We start from the raw sequence: 17,252 nt of genomic DNA, 5'->3' as shown, positions 1-17,252 counted from the left end.
CACGGTCAGAACTGCCACGGGAAGGGCGACCAGTCGGGCGCGCGCTTCTCGAGGAAGGAGTCGCGCCCCTCGACGGCCTCGTCGGTGCCGTAGGCGAGGCGGGTGGTCTCGCCGGCGAAGAGCTGCTGGCCGACGAGTCCGTCGTCGACCGCGTTGAAGGCGTACTTGAGCATGCGGATCGCGGTGGGCGACTTGGTCAGGATGGTCTCCGCCCACTCGAGGGCGGTCGCCTCGAGCTCGGCGTGCGGGACGACCTCGTTCACGGCGCCCATCTCGTAGGCGCGCTGCGCGGAGTACTCGCGGGCGAGGAAGAACACCTCGCGCGCGTTCTTCTGGCCGATCTGCCGGGCGAAGTACGCGGAGCCGTAGCCGGCGTCGAAGGAGCCGACGTCGGCGTCGGTCTGCTTGAAGCGGCCGTGCTCCGCGGAGGCGATCGTGAGGTCGCAGACCACGTGCAGCGAGTGCCCGCCGCCGGCCGCCCAGCCGGGGACGGCGGCGATCACGACCTTGGGCATGAAGCGGATCAGTCGCTGGACCTCGAGGATGTGCAGGCGCCCGTTGCGGGCCGAGTCGATGCCCTCGGCGGTCTCGCCGTCGGAGTAGCGGTAGCCGTCGCGGCCGCGGATGCGCTGGTCGCCGCCCGAGCAGAACGCCCAGCCGCCGTCGCGCGGGCTGGGGCCGTTGCCGGTCAGGATGACGACGCCGATGCGCGGGTTGGTCCGCGCGTCCTCGAGCGCCCGGAACAGCTCGTCGACCGTGCGCGGGCGGAACGCGTTGCGCACCTCCGGGCGGTCGAACGCGACCCGGGCGATCCGGCCCGAGCGGTCGTGGTGGTAGGTGATGTCCTCGAGACCGTCGAACCCGTCGACCGGCGCCCAGCGGCGCGCGTCGAACAGCTCGGAAACCTGCGTGCTCATGGCCTCGACCCTACTGTCGAGGGCTGGGGGCAGGATCGGTCCCGCTGCACCCTGCTGGTCGAGCAGTCCGCAGGGCGTATCGAGACCCGACCTCCGCACTCGAGACGACGTGGATCTCGAGACGCCCGCTGCGCGGGCTGCTCGATCAGCATGAGATGCGCCCGCTCCGCGCGCTCCTGCGTCGGCGCGCATCCCGGAGACGCGAAGAGGGACCCCGCGGTGGCGGGGTCCCTCGACGGGTGGTGCGCTGGTGCTACTTCGCGGCGGAGGTGGTGCGGTTCTCGGCCGACACCATCCAGGCGTACTGCTCCAGGCTCTGGATGATCGCGTGGAGGAGGTCGGCGCTCGTCGGGTCCTCGTCGTCCACCTGGTCGTGCACCTCGCGCATGGTGGCGGCGGTGTTCTCGAGGCGGATGGTGACGAGGTCGACGGTCTCGGCGGTGTCGATCTCGCCGTGCGGGTACTCCGGCAGCGTGGTCGTCGCGGCGACGGTGTCGCTGCGGCCGTCCGGGATGCCGTGCAGCGCGCGCATGCGCTCGGCGATGTCGTCGCTGAACTCGCGCGCGGCCTCGATGATCTCGTCGAGCTGGAGGTGGAGATCGCGGAAGTTCTTGCCGACGACGTTCCAGTGGGCCTGCTTGCCCTGGACGTGCAGCTCGATCAGGTCGACGAGGACGATCTGGAGGCTGTCGAGCAGCTCCTTGGAGGCCTTGAAGCCCTTCTCGGCGTTCTGGCGGCGGCTGGTCTTCGCTCCGGAGCCCGCGGGGGCTTCGACGTGGCGTTCGAGGGTGGTGGTCATGGACCGTTCCTTTCTCTGACAGTGCCGGGATGCGGAAAACCCGACTTCGAGTGTGACTTATGGGGCTGGACGTCACCCGGACGCACACGGTGCGCGCCCTGGACGACGCCGGGACAGGGGGCTAGATCGTGGCGACCGAGCCGGAGTCGACGCGGTAGTTCGAGCCGTTCACGAACGAGGCGCGCTCGGAGCAGAGGAACGCGATGACGGCGGCCACCTCCTCGGGCCGGCCCCGTCGCTTCAACTCCAGGTACGGCCGCTCCTCGTCGAGGAAGGACGAGATCGCCTCCTCCTTCGAGGTGCCGTTCTCGTCGGCGCGCTTGTCCATCATCGCGTCGGTCATCGGCGTGTGGATGAAGGCCGGCGAGACGGCGTTCACGAGCAGGCCCTCGAGGGCGTACGAGCGGGAGAGGCCCTTGGCGAGCGCCAGCACGCCGGCCTTCGCCGCGCAGTACGGCAGCTCGTCGTCGTAGGGCTGCACCGCGTCCTCGGAGGCGGTGAGCACGAGGCGGCCCCAGCCTCCGGAGCGCAGATCGGGCAGGAACTCGCGGACCAGGCGGACGGGACCGAGCAGGTCGGTCTCGATCGTGCTGGTCCAGCCCTCGTCGTCGATCTCGTGGAACAGGCCCTGAGCGCCGGTGACTCCCGCGCACTGCACGAGGATGTCGATCTCGCCGACGGCCGCGGCCGTCCGCTCGTGCAGGGCGGCGAGCTCGGACTCGCTCGTGACGTCGGCGGCGAAGGCGTGCAGCGTGCCGTCCTCGGCGCCGAGGCGGGCGGCGGCCTCGTCAAGCTTCCCCTGGTCCTTGTCGCTGAGGACGACGGTGACGCCCTCCGCGAGCAGGAGCTGGGCGGTGTGCCAGCCGATGCCGGAGTCGCCGCCCGTGATGAGGGCGGTGCGCCCGGAGATGCCGAGGTCCATCAGTGCTGTTCCCTTCTCACGACCCCGGCTGCGCGGAGCGCGCCGAGGTGATGACTCCGGTCTACGCGGCCCCGCCGGAGCCCCTCAACCCGCTTGCGCGAACGCGTTCGCGGGTCTACCGCGCGTGGACGTGCCGATCGCGAAGACCGCGCCGGAGAGCGGAGCGTCGCGCAGCTGCTGCTCCTCGAGGTTCTCCCGCGCGGTGCCGACGAAGAGGGTCGCGCCGTCGGGGCCGCCGAAGGCGACGCCCGTGACGTTCGGCGCCGGGATCGCGATCTCCTCGAGCAGCTCGCCGGCGGCGCTCCAGTGCAGCACCGCGCCCTCGCCGTTGGCCCCGGCCCAGAAGCCGCCGTCGACGTCGAGCGCGAGCCCGTCGAACGCGCGTCCGGTGAGGAACGGCTCGGGCTCGCCGAGCTCGTCGCCCGGTCCGTAGGCGGCGCGGTAGACCGTCGAGGCAGCGGTGTCGGTGAAGTAGAACGTGCGGCCGTCGTCGGACCACTCGAACCCGTTCGCGACGCCGAAGCCGCCGAGCAGCGTCTCGAGCGCGCCGTCCGCGTCGATCCGGTAGAGCGCGGCGTCCGGCTCGCCCGTCGTGAGGTTCATCGATCCCGCCACGAAGCGGCCGAACGGATCGCACTTGCCCTCGTTCATCCGCAGGCCCGCGTGCACGTGCTCGATCGGAGCGAGCTCCCGGGTGACGGCGAAGGACTCGTCGAGCAGGACCACCCGGTCGCTCAGCGCGGCGACGAAGCCGCCGCCGCTGACCGGCTGGAAGGAGCCGAGCGGCGCCTCCACGGCGACCACACGGTCGTCCGAGCCGTCGACCGCTCCGTCCCAGGCGCTCACGTGCACGGTGCCGGTCGAGATGTCGGCCCAGTGCAACCGCCCGCGGTGCCAGAACGGGCTCTCGACGAGGATCGCGCCGGTGTCGCGGAAGACCCGCGCCTCGAGGCCCATCAGCGCCCTCCGACCTTCTCGGGGGCCAGCTCCTCGATCGTGATCGCGGCGTTGATCAGCGCGAGGTGGCTGAGGCCCTGCGGCAGGTTGCCCCAGAAGGCCAGGTCGTCGACGGCCACCATCTCGGACATGATCCCGACGTCGTTCGGGACGGTCGCGACCAGCTCGTCCATCAGCGCGATCGCCTCGTCGTGGCGGCCGACGCAGGCGAGCGCGCCGGCGAGCCAGAACGAGCAGGCGACGAAGGGGTGCTCCTCCGCCTCCATGCCGGAGTAGCGGAACAGCAGCGCGCCCCGACCCAGCTCCTTCACCAGCGCGTCGATCGTCGAGATCATCCGCTCGCCGCGCTCGTAGCCGCTCGGCGCGTGCAGCAGGACGGAGGCGTCCAGCTCCTCGGTGCCCGGGTACATCACGTAGGAGCCGAGCTCCTCGGACCAGCAGTTCTCCTCGATCCAGTCGCGGATCCGGTCGCGCTCGAAGCGCCAGCGGTCCGGACTGCCCGCCACCTGGCCGAGCTCGGCGAGGTGCACGGCGGCGTCGAGCGCCTGCCAGCAGCCCATCTTCGACGAGGTGTAGTGCTGCTCCTCCTCGAGCTCCCACATGCCCGCGTCGCGGTTGCGCCAGAGGTCGCAGGTGGTGTCCGCGACGCGCGCGAGCAGCCGGCCGGTCTCGATGTCGAGGACGTTGCCCTCGTCGACGTAGATGCGGCAGATGTCGAAGAGATCGCCGAAGACGCCGAGCTGCAGCTGGTTCTGCGCGCCGTTGCCGGCGACGACCGGGCCGATCCCCGCGTAGCCCGGGACGTCGTACTCGCTCAGCTCCGTCGGCAGCGAGCCGTCGAGGCCGTAGAAAATGTGCAGGTCGGGGCCGTGCTCCTTGATCGTGCGCAGCAGCCAGGAGAGCGCGGCGTGCGTCTCCTCGCGCAGCCCGAAGCGGACCAGCGCGTGCGCCGTGTACGCGGCGTCGCGCACCCAGGCGAAGCGGTAGTCCCAGTTCTTGCCGCCGTTGGGCGACTCGGGGAGGGACGTGGTGGCCGCGGCGGCGATCGCTCCGGTGGGCGAGTAGATCAGCAGCTTGAGGGCGAGCGCGCTGCGCTGCACCGCGCCGGCCCAGGGACCGTCGTAGGAGAACTCGTCGGACCAGGACTGCCAGCTGGCGAGCGTGCGGTCGATGCCGCGGTCGACGTTCACGGCGACCGGGAAGTGCAGGGGCTCGTCGTGCGTCGCGGAGACGACCAGGACGTGCCGCTCGCCGCCCGCGGTCGCGACGAAGCCGCCGGCCAGCTCGTCGCCGGCGCCGGAGGGCGCGGTGTCGTCGGCGGGTCCGTGGTCCTTGCCGGTGACGCCGATGGTGATGTCACCCGCGCGGATCAGCGAGCGGCCGTCGGCGTTCTGGATCCACGGAGAGAAGGTGCCGAGCCCGGTCCCGGGGCGGACGACCCAGCGCATCCGGACCTCGCCGTCGGTGCACTCGATCCGGCGCGCCAGCTCGGCCCACGGGAGCCGGCCGGCGATGCCCGTCACGAGTGCGTCGGTCACCGTCACGGTGCCGGACTCGGTGGTGAAGGTGGTCTCGAGCACGTTCGTGTCGTCCACGTAGCGGCGGGTCGTCTCCGCGGGCTCCTCCGGCGCGAGCTCGATGCAGCCGCCGGTCTTCGCGTCGACGAGCGCCGCGAACGCCGGGATCGAGCCGAGGTCGGGGACCGGCAGCCAGTCGACGCTGCCGTCGCTCGCGATCAGCGCGACCGTCCTCCCGTCGCCGATCGCCGCGTAGTCGCGCAGGGGTCTGGTCGCTCGGGGTTGGGCCATGCCCTCACGCTAGGCGGCGCACGGGCGATCGGCTCGGGCTTGCGGGGTCACCGCGATCCCGGTACCGACGCGGGTCAGGTCGCCGCGACTCCGCCGTACGCCTGCATGCGCTCGGTGAACTCGGCCCGGTCGCCCTCCTCGAGGATCGAGTTGGCGTAGCCGGCGAGGAAGGCTCCGCTGTCCGGCGGGGTGAGCCCGACGTCGTCGAGCATCCGCTCGACCTCTCCGGTGCTGTCGGCGCCGAGATCGACGAGGCCGATCTCGATCGCGGGCACGTCCTCGACCGTGGAGTAGGCGGTGACGATCCACAGCGCGGCCCCCGCCTCCTCGTCGCTCAGACCGCCCTCGTACTCGTAGCCGACCTCCGACCACTCCGCCGGGGTGTCGGCGACGTCCACGGCATCGAAGCCCAGCGGAGCGACCGCCGCGGTGAAGACGTCGACGACCGCCTGCTTGGCGGCGTCGGAGCCGAGGTCCGCGTCGGCGTAGCTCGTGGCCGAGATGTAGTCGTAGAGGAGGGACGGCCCGCCGTAGCCGTTCTCGGAGCGCTCGTAGTACTCGTCGTCGGCCGAGGTCCAGCCGTCCAGGACGGTGGCCTCGATGGCGGAGACGGCCGCCTCGGACTGCGCGATCGCGGTCTCGGCGGACGGCTGCGCGAGGACGAGGGCGGCGTCGCCGTCCTGGTAGCCGGGGTAGTCGTAGAGCGGGTCGGCCGGGTCGCCGCTGTCCGGGCCCTCGGTCGCCTCGCCGAACGGCTCGTCGGTGAAGCCGGGCGCCGCCGTCGGCAGGGCGTCGGCGGTCGCGTCGATCGCCGTGCCCAGGCCGAGCGCGAGCAGCGTGCCGAGCACGCCGGTGTAGACGACGCCGACGACGATGCTCGTGCCGAGCGCGATCCAGCCGCCGGTGCCGAGCGGCCGGGGGCGGGGCGCCCCGGGGGCACCGGACGGAGCCGCCGGGCTCGTCGGGGGCGGGCTCACGGGTACCTGGCTCATCGCGTCCCTCCGGGGTCGAGCGTCGTCGACGCCAGTCTCGCACGGGCCGGGCCACCGGCCGTCGGCGCCGATCCTCCCCTGGGCACGCGGCGCTCCGTGTGCCACGCTGGCCCCGCGCGCCGGAGACGACCGGCCGCGCTGGGAGGCGTCGTGAACCGGATCGAAGCGGGCTTCGGGACGGTGGTCGGCGTGATCGCCGTCGGAGCGATGGCGGCACTCGCGTCCGTCGCCGGCGCGGGAGGCGCTCGGGAGGCGGAGGCCGCCGCGCAGACGGTCGTCGTCACCGCGTCCGACCCGGCCGCCGACGCACTCGCGGACATCGAGATCTGGAGCACGCCGGCCGCCGACGCGCCGGCCGCTCCGACGGGCGCGCCGATCGACTCCGCCGAGGCCGCGATCGCCGTCGTGCGCCCGCTCGAGGGCCCGGGCGTCGATGCGGGCAGCGAGCGGGCCGTCCGGGTCAGCGCCGACTCCGTCTACGGCGAGAACGGCTCGCTGCGGGCCTCGGGACAGGTGATCGCGGCTCCTCCCGGCCTCGCTCCGGAGGACTCGCTCTGGCTCGTCGGCTACACCGGCGAGATCCCGGCGCCCTTCGGCGTCATCGACCTCACGCTCGACCACCTCGTGCTCACGATCGACGCCGCGACCGGCCACGTGCTCAGCAGCGGGGGCGGCGAGGGCGGGCTGCCCGCGGTCTTCGACGACGCGGGCTGAGCGCCGCCCGTCCCGGCCCGCTCCCGCGGCGGAGGATGATGGCGGGATGGACGATGTCGTGCCTCCCGCTCCCCCGCTCCCCGCTCCCCTGCCCTCGCTCGGCGAGGTCGACGCCGGACTGCACGTCGTCGCGCTGCCGCTGCGCACGCGCTTCCGCGGGGTCGAGCACCGCGAGATCGCCCTGGTCCGCGGGCCGGAGGGCTGGACCGAGTTCTCCCCGTTCCTCGAGTACGGGCCCGCGGAGTCGGCCGCCTGGCTGCGCGCCGCCCTCGACTACGGCTGGAGCGAGCAGCCCGCCCCGCTGCGCGACCGCATCCCGGTGAACGCGACCGTGCCGGCCGTGGACCCGGACGAGGTCGCCGCGATCCTCGCGAGCTACCACGGCTGCCGCACCGCCAAGGTGAAGGTCGCCGAGCGCGGGCAGACCCTCGCCGACGACGTGGCGCGGGTCGCCGAGGTGCGCCGGGTGCTCGGACCGGAGGGGCGGATCCGCGTGGACGCGAACGGCGGCTGGAACGTCGACGAGGCGGAGCACGCGGTGCACGCCCTCGCCTCCGCCGACCTCGAGTACGTCGAGCAGCCGTGCGCGAGCGTCGACGAGCTCGCCGATCTGCGCCGCCGGGTGAAGTGGATGGGCATCCCCGTCGCCGCCGACGAGAGCGTGCGGAAGGCCGCGGATCCGCTCGCCGTCGCCCGCGCCGGAGCCGCCGACCTGCTCGTGGTGAAGGCCCAGCCGCTCGGCGGGGTGCGGCGGGCGCTGGATCTCGTCGCCGAGGCGGGACTGCCCGCGGTGGTCTCGAGCGCGCTGGACAGCTCGGTGGGGCTGGCGATGGGAGCGGCGCTCGCCGCGGCACTGCCCGAGCTGCCCTACGACTGCGGCCTCGGCACGGCCTCGCTGCTCGCCGCGGACGTCACCGAGCGGCCGCTGCGGCCGGTCGACGGCGCGATCCCGGTCGAGCGGGTCGAGGTGTCCGAGGCGCTGCTGCTGCGCCACGCGGTCTCGCCGGACCGGCTGGGCTGGTGGCGCGACCGCCTCCGCGAGACGTGGGCGCTGCTCTGAGGCGCGCGGGCTGAGGCGCCCCGGCTGAGGCGCTCCGGCCCGCCCCGCCCCTGATCAGGCGGGCGGCGCGAGCACCGAGATGACGGCGGAGTCGTCGGCCGCCGCGAGGCCCTGCGCCGCGCCGAGCAGGAACAGCTGCTCGGCCGCGGCGGCGACCGGGGTGGCCAGCCCGGCCCCGCGCGCGGCGGTCGTGACGATCCCGAGGTCCTTGACGAAGATGTCGAGGCGGCTCAGCACCTCGGCCCCGCCCTCGTCGCCGGCCTGCAGCATCCGCGGGCCGCGGTTGCCGAGCATGAACGAGCCGGCCGCACCGGCGGACAGCGTCTCGAGCGTGGCAGCCGGGTCGAGGCCGAGCTTCGCGGCCAGCGCGAGCGCCTCCGCTCCGGCGGCGATGTGCACGCCGCAGAGCAACTGGTTGACGGTCTTGAAGGCCTGGCCGTCGCCCGGGCGGTCGCCGATGACGCTGAGGGTCGAGGCGAGCAGGTCGAGCACGGGGCGGGCCTGCTCGCGGGCGGCGGGGGTCGCGCCGACGACGATCAGCAGGTCGCCCTCCCCCGCCCGCACCGGTCCGCCGCTGAGCGGGGCGTCGACGAGATCGACCCCGTGCTCGGCGAGCGCCGCCGCGACGTCGGTCACCTCGGCGATGCCGACCGTGCTGGTCATGATGACGACCGAGCCCTGGCGGAGCGCGGTCGCGATGCCCTCGGAGCCGGCGCCGCCGAAGAGCACCTCGCGCAGCTGAGCGCCGTTGCGGACGGCGAGCAGCGTCGCATCGGCGCCCGCGACCGCCTCTCGGGCCGAGCCGAACGGCGTGATCCCGGCCTCACGGGCCAGCTCGAGGCGCGGCTCGGCGATGTCGAAGCCGTGCACGGTCAGCGAGCCCGCCAGGCGGGTCGCCATCGGCAGGCCCATCGCGCCGAGTCCGAGGACGGCGACGGTGTACTCGGGGGCGGGGGCGGGGGCGGGGGCGGTGTCGGGTGCGGTCACGGGGTCCTCCAGGGGATCGGGGCGGATGCGGATGCGCGGTCAGAGCGCGGGAGCGCGGAGCGTCGCGGCGACCTGCGCGAGCGACTCGTCGTCGCCGACGTTGCCGGCGAAGACGATGTAGGGGATGCCCGTGGCCGGCCCCTCGACCGGCTCCCAGAGCGAGACCAGGCCGGGCAGCATCGGGCCGCGCACGATCGCGCGCCGGATGCCGAGGCCCTCCGAGGCGACGTCGCTCGAGGTGATGCCGCCCTTCGCGATGACGAAGCGCGGGCGGACGCGGGCGAGCACGCCCTGCACCACGGTGACGACGGCCGCCGAGACGCGCCGCGAGATGTCGAGGCTCTCCTGCGGGTCGTCGGTGCGGCGGAGCGAGCGGCTGGTGTGCACGGCGACGTCGCCGTCCGCGAGGGCCGCGACCGCCGCCTCGACGAGCTCGGCGAGGTGCGCCGGCGCGCGTTCGGGGTCGACGGCGCGGTCGACGTCGATCTCGAGCGTCGCGCGGAGCGAGCCGGTGGCCGCGAGCCGCGCCAGCTGCCGCGAGGTGAGGCCGACGTGCGAGCCGACGACGACGAGGCCGCCGCGCGCCCGCGCGTCCGCGTCGGCTCCGCTCGGGAAGACCTCGTCCGCGGTGAGCGGCGGGTGCACCTCCTGGCCGATGCGCGCCCGGACGAACGGCGGACCGACCCGGTAGAGCACGCGGAGCCCGGCCTCCTCCGCCTGCGCGAGACCGAGGGCCAGCAGCCGCAGGTCGTCCTCGGTGACGGCGTCGACGACGACGGGCACGCCGCCGCGGAGCGGAGCGAGGACGGCGGCCACAGCGTCGGCACCGGCGCGGATCGTGTCGAGCCCGAGGGCGACGACCTCCGCGGCCGGCCGGCGCCCGCCGGTCTTCTCCTCCACCCACTCGCGCAGGTCGGAGTGGGCGTAGCCGAACGTCGAGTCGCGGGCGAACTCGGTCTCGGCGACCGGCTGCAGCCCCTCCTCGCCGCGCATGTAGTGGACGCCGCCGATCGTCACCCGGCCCGCGTCGGGGAACGCGGGCACCAGGAGCACGGCGTCCACCGCGCCGGCGAGGGCGTCCGTGATGGTGTCCGTCTCGAGCGGGAAGTGCCCGCGGAGCGTCGAGTCGCCGCGGCTGACGAAGGCGACCGGCACGTCGAGGGAGCGGGCGGCGGCGAGCGCGCCGGCGACGATCGCGCGGTTGCGCTCGGCGGCGTGCTCGGGTGCGAGGCTCCGGGTGTTGCTGAGGACGTACACGGCGGGCGCGCCGGTGGCGAGCGCCCAGCGGAGGTCCTCCTCCGCCCAGCTGGTCAGCACCGGCAGGTCGGCGACGGACTGCGTGCCGGTCGGATCGTCGTCCAGCACCACGAGGACGGGCGTGCGCTCCGTCCGCGTGCGGGCGACGGCGGCGGCCTCGACCGGCACCTGCGCGGGGTACTGCTGCAGCAGCGTGGTCTCCGAGATCACCGGTACTCCTTCGTCCTGGGGTATCAGATATCTTACAAGTAGCCCGACGTGCGCGGAAGAGCGAGCACGGATCGAGCGGCACATCCAGCGCCACCCCTGCTGATCGAGCAGCCCGCGCGGCGGGCGCATCGAGATCCACCACCGTCAGCAGGCCGGTCTGCAGACCGACCTCCGAGTGACGGCGGGTCTCGATACGCCCCTCCGGGGCTACTCGACCAGCATGTTCCCCCGCAGTCACGCGCTTCGAGCCCCCTTCGAGCCGACCCCTCTTGCTGATCGAGCAGCCCGCGCGGCGGGCGCATCGAGATCCACCACCGCAGCGGGCCGGCCGCCTAGTCGGAGGAGTCGTCGGCGGAGAGCACGTAGCGGCGCAGGTCCTCGGCCGTCTGGGCGATGTGGTCGGCCATCGCGGCGCGGGAGGCGTCCGCGTCGCCGGCCCGGATCGCCTCGAGCACCGCGCGGTGCTTGACCAGGGCGTTCCGCTGGATCTGCACGAGCGCGGAGGTCTGCTCGCGCTCCGTCCGCATCACCTTGGCGAGCGGCGCGAAGACGGCGGCGACGAAGACGTTGCCGGTCGCGGCGAGGATCACGTCGTGGAAGGCGATGTCGGCGGCGACGAACGCGGCCAGGTCGCCGCTCTCGTGCGCGGCGGTCATCCGCTCGAGCTCCTCCTCCAGCCGCGCGAGATCGGCGTCGGTGCGGCGGACAGCGGCGAGCGCCGAGGCGCCGGTCTCGATCATCTCCCGCACCTCGATCAGGTGCAGCGACGCGGCGGCGGAGTCGACGCCCGACGCGGTCGCGCGCAGGATCGGCTCGAGATCGCTCCAGCGGGCGACCGGGTTCACCGTGCCGCGCTTGCCCCGGCGCGCATCGATGACGTTCAGGCCCTGCAGGCGGCCGAGCGCCTCGCGCATCGTCGCCCGGCTCACGTCGTGCGCGAGCGCCAGCTCGCCCTCGCTCGGCAGCTCGGAGCCGATCGGGATGCGGCCGGCGACGATCTCGTCGAGCAGCGCGTCGGCCACGGTGGCGACGAGGGACGGACGCGGCACGGGCCCCTCCTCGTCTCGAGCACCGGCCGGGCGGCGGGCACCGGTTCAGGCTACCCGCGGTCGGGGCGGCGCCGCCGGAGGGCCAGAATGGATCTGCTCCGGCCGCCGATGCCCGCCGCACCCCTCCCCCTTCGAGCATCGGAGTCCCGTGACCGCACCCACCGTCCCCGTCTTCCTCGACTGCGACACCGGCATCGACGACTCCCTCGCCCTGGCCTACCTGCTGCGCTCGCCGCTCGCCGACCTCGTCGGCATCAGCACCGTCAGCGGCAACACCGACGCCCGCCAGGCCGCCGTGAACAGCCTGGGCCTCCTCGCCCTCGCCGGGCGCACCGACGTCCCCGTCGCGGTCGGCGCGCACGACTTCCTCGAGGAGCCCTACTCCGGCGGGTCCCCGCACGTGCACGGCGAGAACGGCATCGGCGGCGTGCTGCTGCCCGCCGGCGCGGAGCCGGTCGACGAGGACCCCGCGGACCTGCTGCTCCGCCTCGCCCGCGAGCACGAGGGCGAGCTGCGGCTGATCGCGATCGGCCCGCTGACGAACCTGGCGCTCGCGCTGCGGAAGCACCCCGAGCTGCCGTCGCTCCTGCACTCCGTCACGGTGATGGGCGGCGCCGGGCTGGCGCCGGGCAATGTGACCGCGGTCGCCGAGGCGAACATCTGGCACGACCCGGCCGCCGCGGCCGAGGTCGTGGCCGCGGACTGGGACCTCACGCTCGTCCCGCTGGACGTGACGATGAAGCACCTGCTGGACGAGGAGCAGCGGGATGTGCTGATCCGCTCCGCCGACCCGCTGGCGTCGGCGATCGGTCACGCGCTCGACTACTACTTCGACTTCTACGTCGGCCACTTCGGCGATCGCACGGCCGCGCTGCACGACCCGATGGCCGCCGCCATCGCCGTCGGCGCCCTCGAGCTCACCTCGGCCCCGCGCGTCCCCGTCGAGGTCGACACCTCCTTCGGCCCCGGCCGCGGCCAGACCCTCCCCGACCTCCGCGGCCTCTACCGCGACGTGCACCCCGAGGGCGCCCGCACCCGCTTCGTCCTGTCGCTCGCCGCGCCGTTCGCGCCGCACCTGATCGACGTGATCACGGGCGCCTGACCGGATCCGCTGCGCTGCTCACCCGCTGCCGAGCAGTCCGCTCCCCGTGGCGCATCGAGGTCCACCGCTTCTCGCAGGCCGCTGAGGGGCTGCTCGACCGGCAAGGGCGCGGATGCGCGTGCTCGCCCCAGCGAGTGGACCCGGAACGGGGCCCGGCGCATCCGCAGGACCCGATCCGAGTCCACTCGCGGGAGCGGCCGCCGTCGACTGGACGCGAGCGGGGCCCTGCGCGCTGCGCAGACCCCGTTCCCGGTCGGGTCGATGGGCGGAGGAGCGACCCGACGACCACCCACTGATCCACGTGGGTCCCGTCAGGCCCCGAGGAGCTGCTCGACCAGCAAAGGGGTAGGACGGCCTCGTAGACCGCGGACACCCGTGCTGATCGAGGAGCCCGCGCAGCGCGCGCATCGAGATCCACCCGTGTCAGAAGACGGGCCGGCAGACCACCGTGCTGACAACGGCGGGTCTCGATACGCCCCTGCGGGGCTACTCGACCAGCATGCAGGGGCGAGTCATCCGCCTGCTCCGATCCTCCGGAAGTCCGCCGAAGCCGCTCGTCGCGCAGCGACGGTCGTGTTCCCGAAGGCTCGTCGCGCAGCGACGGCTGTGCGCCTGGAGGCTCGTCGCTCAGCGACCGCTGTGCGCCTGAAGGCTTGTCGCGCAGCGACGGCCCTGCTCCTGAGGCTCGTCGCGCAGCGACGGCTGTGCTCCGGAGGCTCGTCGCGCAGCGACGGCCCCGCCCCCCGTCAGTACCGATCTGCGGGTGCTGGTGGGTGTGATCGCAAGGCGGAGGAGTGGTGCGTGGCGGCGCCACGGACCGCGACGACAACGCCGCGAGCGCGCCCGCCAGCGCCCGCAGATCACATGCCGGTGTCGAGGCCGGAGTAGGCGTGGAGCCCCTTGAAGAAGACGTTGACGACGCCGAAGTTGAACATGACGGCGGAGAAGCCGATGATCGCGAGCCAGGCGGAGGGGGTGCCGCGCCAGCCGCGGGTGGCGCGGGCGTGGATGTAGCCGGCGTAGATGGTCCAGATGATGAAGGTCCAGACCTCCTTGGTGTCCCAGCCCCAGTAGCGGCCCCACGCCTTCTCGGCCCAGACGGCGCCGGCGATGAGGGTGAAGGTCCAGAGGATGAAGCCGATGATCGTGACGCGGTAGGCGAGGTTCTCGAGGGTCAGCGAGCTGGGCAGGGTGCGCAGGAAGCGGAGGACCGAGGGGGCGCTCTCGCCGCTGGTCTCCCTCCGCGACTGGAGCAGCTGGGTGACGGAGAGCGCGAAGCCGAGGGCGAAGAAGGCGGTGCCGAGGATCGCGACGAGCACGTGGATGACGAGCCAGTACGACTGGAGTGCCGGCGGCAGCGGGACGACGTCGACGTAGTAGTTGACGGTCGCGACGCCGAGGAGCACCAGGACGAGGCCGGTGATGAACGCGCCGAGGAAGCGGAGGTCCCAGCGCAGCTGCACGGCGAGGAAGACGCCGATGATGAGGACGGTCCCGGTGATCGAGAACTCGTACATGTTGGCCCACGGCACGCGTCCGGCGGCGATGCCGCGGAGGACGGTCGCGCCGAGGTGCAGGACGAAGGCGAGGAGGGTGAGCGAGAAGCCGATCCGCATGGCCTTGGAGCGGGACGGGGCGTTGTAGACCTCGTCCTCGACGCGGCTGCCGAGGCGGGAGAGCGTCGCTGTGCGGCCGTTGCCCCCGGCGGAGGCGGAGGCGACCGTGGCCCTGCCGCTCGCGGCGCGGTCGGCGGCGGCGCTCGAGGCGACCTTCTCGGCCTCTCGGACGACCTCGATCGAGTCGCCGTCGGCGACCGACGAGCGTCGGGCCAGGTCGATGGCGAAGAAGATGAAGGCCAGGGCGTAGATGCCCATGGCGGAGTAGAGGCACAGCACCGAGTACTGCGAGAGGGTCTCGATCACTCCTCCAGGGTAAGCGACGGTGCCGTGAGGCGCCCCTGCACACATGCACAGGTTGGATCACTTGACCGCGGCCACCGCGGAGTCCGGTCCCGGCCGGCGTCAGGGCCGGCCGGCGTCAGGGCTGGTCGAGCGGCGCGTGCCGGTCGGCGATCGTCCGGACCGCGCGGGTGAGCTGCGGGTCCTCGCCGCGGGCGAGCCCGGCGTACTCGAGCGTCAGCCCGCCGTCCGCCCCGCTCGTCGCCTTCACCCAGACGCGCCGGCGCGGCACGAACAGCGAGGTGAGCAGCCCCGCGAGCACGAGGATCGCGAAGAGCAGCACCCAGCCCTGGGTCGCGTCGTGGTGGATGTCGAACGAGGCGAAGCGCTTGACGCTGTCGGTGCCGACGACGGAGGTGTCCGCTCCGACGTTGTCGAAGGTGACCGTGCCGAGGCCGTTCGGCAGGTCGGCGGAGTCGCCCGGCTTGAGCGTGATCGACGCCACCCCGGTCGTCCCGCCGGTGAGGCGGGTCAGCGTGTCCGTGTTCAGCACGTAGACGGAGGTCGGCACGCCGCCGTCGAGGCCGAGGTCGCCCTCGAAGACGTTGAGCGAGAGCACCGGGTACTGCAGGTCCGGGAAGATCGAGGTCGACGCTCCGGAGGGCAGCTCGTCCTGCGTCGGGTAGAAGAAGCCGGTGAGTCCCACCTGCTCCGCGAGGCCGTCGGTCACCTTGACGACGCCCACCGAGGTGAGGTTCGCGTCCTGCGGGAGGAAGGGCACCGAGTCGGTGAAGATCGCCTTCCCCGAGGGGTCGCGCACCGTGATCGTGGGGGCGTAGCCGTTGCCGAGCAGGTAGACGTTGGTCCCGCCGATCGCGAGCGGGTCGTTGACCTTGATCGTCTCGTCGGAGGAGCCTCCGTCGCGCTGGGTGGTCGTCACGTGCGCAGTGAAGTCGACGGGCTGACCGAGCGCCTGCTGGTTCTGCTCCTCGTACTCCACGTCGAGCGAGTCGAGGGTGAGCTGGTACGGGTCCAGCTGGCCGCTGTCGAAGAACCGGCCCGGGTTGAACGAGTCGTAGCCGGCCAGGTTGTTCGCGAAGCCCTGCGAGCCCTCGACCAGCACGCGCTGGCCGCTGTAGCCGAAGCCGCCGCCCATGCCCACGGCGACGAGGATGCCGACCAGGGCGGAGTGGAAGACGAGGTTGCCGGTCTCGCGCAGGTAGCCGCGCTCGGCCGAGACGCTCGACCAGCGCCCGCGCGGGTCGTCGTGGCGCTCGGTGCGGTAGCCCGCCCGGCGCAGGACGGCCTGCGCGGAGGCGATCGCCTCCTCCTCGCTCGCGCCCTCGACCTCGCGGACGGTGTAGCCGGCCAGGCGCTGCAGGCGGGCGGGCGTGCGCGGCGGGCGCGAGCGCATCGCCTCGAAGTGGTGCTTCGTCCGCGGGATGATGCAGCCGATCAGCGAGACGAACAGCAGCAGGTAGATGCTCGAGAACCACGCCGAGGTGTAGGTGTCGAAGGCCTGCACCTTGTCGAGCAGCGGCGCGAGGTCCGGATTGTCGACGAAGTACTGGGTGACGCCGTTGGGGTCGGAGGAGCGCTGCGGCACGAGCGAGCCCGGCACCGCCGCGATCGCGAGCAGCAGCAGCAGGAACAGCGCGGTGCGCATGCTGGTGAGCTGGCGCCACATCCAGCGGACCCAGCCGGTGAAGCCGAGGGTCGGCTGCGTGATCGAGCCGTCGGAGTCGAAGTGGTCGGCCGGGCGGAACGACGCGTCAGCCCTCTGCTGGGTCGCGTCGGCCGTGGAGGCGCCCTCGGGGGCGTCGGTGCTCGAGCCGGACTCAGAGCGCGGGCTGGAAGCCATTGATCACCTCGAAGAGTGCTCCGTAGACGAGGGTGTTCCACAGGCCCGTGACCATCAGGACTCCGATCAGGACGAGGGCGACGCCGCCGGCGATGTTGATCGCGCGGATGTGGCGCTTGACGAACGCGAGGGTGGTGGTGACCCAGCTGAAGCCGAACGCCACCAGGAGGAAGGGGATGCCGAGCCCGAGGCAGTAGACGACCGTCAGCAGCGCACCGCGCCAGGGCGATCCGGCGCCGTAGCTCAGGGCGAGGATCGAGGTCAGCGTCGGGCCGAGGCAGGGGGTCCAGCCGACGCCGAAGACGATGCCGAGCAGCGGGGCGCCGATCAGTCCGGTCGCCGGGCGGAAGCCGGGCCGGAGCGTGCGCTGCAGGAAGGAGAGCTGGCCGATGAAGACCAGCCCCATCGCGATCACGAAGACGCCGAGCACGCGGGTGATGACGTCGCCGTAGGCGCGCAGCCAGAAGCCGACCGAGCCGGCGGCGACCCCGAAGAGCACGAAGACCAGCGAGAAGCCGAGCACGAACAGCAGCACGCCCAGCACGACCCGGCGGCGTCCGCGGGCGGCGCGCTCGCCGGCGTCGGTGAAGCCGCCGACGTAGGCGAGGTACCCCGGCACGAGCGGGAGCACGCAGGGCGACGCGAACGAGACGAGCCCGGCCAGCAGCGCGATCGGCACCGCGAGGAGGAGCTGGCCGCTGATGACGACCTCGCTCACC

The 17,252-nt window shown here is 73.2% G+C and carries 15 protein-coding genes; 3 read left to right on the top strand and 12 right to left on the bottom strand.

What is annotated here, in order from left to right; translation table 11 throughout:
- Positions 1 to 5: 5 nt before the first annotated feature.
- From HRK28_RS11085 to HRK28_RS11060, 6 genes are all read right to left on the bottom strand, one after another.
- Positions 6 to 917, bottom strand: coding sequence for a 1,4-dihydroxy-2-naphthoyl-CoA synthase (locus tag HRK28_RS11085; protein ID WP_160090667.1), 912 nt, complete (start codon positions 915 to 917; stop codon positions 6 to 8).
- 253 nt (positions 918 to 1,170) lie between these two features.
- Positions 1,171 to 1,716: a Dps family protein gene (locus HRK28_RS11080; RefSeq protein ID WP_160090669.1), complete on the bottom strand. Its 546-nt coding sequence runs from the start codon at positions 1,714 to 1,716 to the stop codon at positions 1,171 to 1,173.
- 121 nt (positions 1,717 to 1,837) lie between these two features.
- On the bottom strand, positions 1,838 to 2,638 hold the full coding sequence (locus HRK28_RS11075; protein ID WP_173251518.1) for an SDR family NAD(P)-dependent oxidoreductase: 801 nt from the start codon (positions 2,636 to 2,638) through the stop codon (positions 1,838 to 1,840).
- An 84-nt stretch (positions 2,639 to 2,722) separates the two neighbouring features.
- Entirely contained in the window at positions 2,723 to 3,595 is an 873-nt protein-coding gene (locus HRK28_RS11070; RefSeq protein WP_173251517.1) for an SMP-30/gluconolactonase/LRE family protein, read from the bottom strand.
- Positions 3,595 to 5,403 carry a glycoside hydrolase family 15 protein gene (locus HRK28_RS11065; RefSeq protein ID WP_173251516.1) on the bottom strand — a complete coding sequence of 603 codons (1,809 nt, stop codon included), beginning with the start codon at positions 5,401 to 5,403 and terminating at the stop codon, positions 3,595 to 3,597. Before HRK28_RS11065 ends, HRK28_RS11070 begins: the two co-directional genes overlap by 1 nt.
- A 74-nt stretch (positions 5,404 to 5,477) precedes the next feature.
- Positions 5,478 to 6,380: a hypothetical protein gene (locus tag HRK28_RS11060; protein ID WP_173251514.1), complete on the bottom strand. Its 903-nt coding sequence runs from the start codon at positions 6,378 to 6,380 to the stop codon at positions 5,478 to 5,480.
- A gap of 165 nt (positions 6,381 to 6,545) precedes the next feature.
- On the opposite strand from HRK28_RS11060, the gene HRK28_RS11055 reads away from it, so the two are divergent.
- Together HRK28_RS11055 and HRK28_RS11050 are read left to right on the top strand one after the other, a co-directional pair.
- A complete protein-coding gene (locus HRK28_RS11055; RefSeq protein ID WP_173251512.1) occupies positions 6,546 to 7,109 on the top strand; it encodes a hypothetical protein in 564 nt (187 codons plus the stop codon).
- A gap of 46 nt (positions 7,110 to 7,155) precedes the next feature.
- The gene (locus HRK28_RS11050) at positions 7,156 to 8,169 is read left to right on the top strand and encodes an o-succinylbenzoate synthase (RefSeq protein ID WP_173251511.1); all 1,014 of its coding nucleotides are present in this window, start codon (positions 7,156 to 7,158) and stop codon (positions 8,167 to 8,169) included.
- Between the two features lie 54 nt (positions 8,170 to 8,223).
- On the opposite strand, the gene HRK28_RS11045 is transcribed toward HRK28_RS11050, so the two are convergent.
- The 3 genes from HRK28_RS11045 to HRK28_RS20840 form a co-directional block, all read right to left on the bottom strand.
- Positions 8,224 to 9,156: an NAD(P)-dependent oxidoreductase gene (locus HRK28_RS11045; RefSeq protein WP_367948403.1), complete on the bottom strand. Its 933-nt coding sequence runs from the start codon at positions 9,154 to 9,156 to the stop codon at positions 8,224 to 8,226.
- 39 nt (positions 9,157 to 9,195) lie between these two features.
- Positions 9,196 to 10,623 carry a four-carbon acid sugar kinase family protein gene (locus HRK28_RS11040; protein ID WP_367948402.1) on the bottom strand — a complete coding sequence of 476 codons (1,428 nt, stop codon included), beginning with the start codon at positions 10,621 to 10,623 and terminating at the stop codon, positions 9,196 to 9,198.
- Between the two features lie 332 nt (positions 10,624 to 10,955).
- Complete coding sequence (locus HRK28_RS20840) at positions 10,956 to 11,672, bottom strand: FadR/GntR family transcriptional regulator (RefSeq protein ID WP_160090676.1); 717 nt, start codon at positions 11,670 to 11,672, stop codon at positions 10,956 to 10,958.
- A gap of 148 nt (positions 11,673 to 11,820) precedes the next feature.
- Between HRK28_RS20840 and HRK28_RS11030 the strand changes: the two genes are divergently transcribed.
- On the top strand, positions 11,821 to 12,774 hold the full coding sequence (locus HRK28_RS11030; protein ID WP_173251510.1) for a nucleoside hydrolase: 954 nt from the start codon (positions 11,821 to 11,823) through the stop codon (positions 12,772 to 12,774).
- Positions 12,775 to 13,634: 860 nt separating this feature from the next.
- Here HRK28_RS11030 and ccsB read toward each other — a convergent pair.
- The 3 genes from ccsB to HRK28_RS11015 form a co-directional block, all read right to left on the bottom strand.
- A complete protein-coding gene (ccsB, locus tag HRK28_RS11025) occupies positions 13,635 to 14,648 on the bottom strand; it encodes a c-type cytochrome biogenesis protein CcsB (protein WP_160091432.1) in 1,014 nt (337 codons plus the stop codon).
- Positions 14,649 to 14,811: 163 nt separating this feature from the next.
- A complete protein-coding gene (locus HRK28_RS11020) occupies positions 14,812 to 16,533 on the bottom strand; it encodes a cytochrome c biogenesis protein ResB (protein WP_173251509.1) in 1,722 nt (573 codons plus the stop codon).
- On the bottom strand, positions 16,511 to 17,251 hold the full coding sequence (locus HRK28_RS11015; RefSeq protein WP_160090679.1) for a cytochrome c biogenesis CcdA family protein: 741 nt from the start codon (positions 17,249 to 17,251) through the stop codon (positions 16,511 to 16,513). Before HRK28_RS11015 ends, HRK28_RS11020 begins: the two co-directional genes overlap by 23 nt.
- Between the last annotated feature and the right edge of the window lies 1 nt (position 17,252).

Source organism: Rathayibacter sp. VKM Ac-2835, from assembly GCF_013266705.1.
Classification (GTDB): domain Bacteria; phylum Actinomycetota; class Actinomycetes; order Actinomycetales; family Microbacteriaceae; genus Rathayibacter.
This window is presented reverse-complemented; position numbering and strand designations above follow the sequence as displayed.

Excerpts from the sequence above, each read along its gene's own strand:
- HRK28_RS11085 (WP_160090667.1), bottom strand. The coding sequence starts at position 917 with ATGAGCACGCAGGTTTCCGAGCTGTTCGACGCGCGCCGCTGGGCGCCG.
- HRK28_RS11080 (WP_160090669.1), bottom strand. The coding sequence starts at position 1,716 with ATGACCACCACCCTCGAACGCCACGTCGAAGCCCCCGCGGGCTCCGGA.
- HRK28_RS11075 (WP_173251518.1), bottom strand. The coding sequence starts at position 2,638 with ATGGACCTCGGCATCTCCGGGCGCACCGCCCTCATCACGGGCGGCGAC.
- HRK28_RS11070 (WP_173251517.1), bottom strand. The coding sequence starts at position 3,595 with ATGGGCCTCGAGGCGCGGGTCTTCCGCGACACCGGCGCGATCCTCGTC.
- HRK28_RS11065 (WP_173251516.1), bottom strand. The coding sequence starts at position 5,403 with ATGGCCCAACCCCGAGCGACCAGACCCCTGCGCGACTACGCGGCGATC.
- HRK28_RS11050 (WP_173251511.1), top strand. The coding sequence starts at position 7,156 with ATGGACGATGTCGTGCCTCCCGCTCCCCCGCTCCCCGCTCCCCTGCCC.
- ccsB (WP_160091432.1), bottom strand. The coding sequence starts at position 14,648 with ATGGGCATCTACGCCCTGGCCTTCATCTTCTTCGCCATCGACCTGGCC.
- HRK28_RS11020 (WP_173251509.1), bottom strand. The coding sequence starts at position 16,533 with ATGGCTTCCAGCCCGCGCTCTGAGTCCGGCTCGAGCACCGACGCCCCC.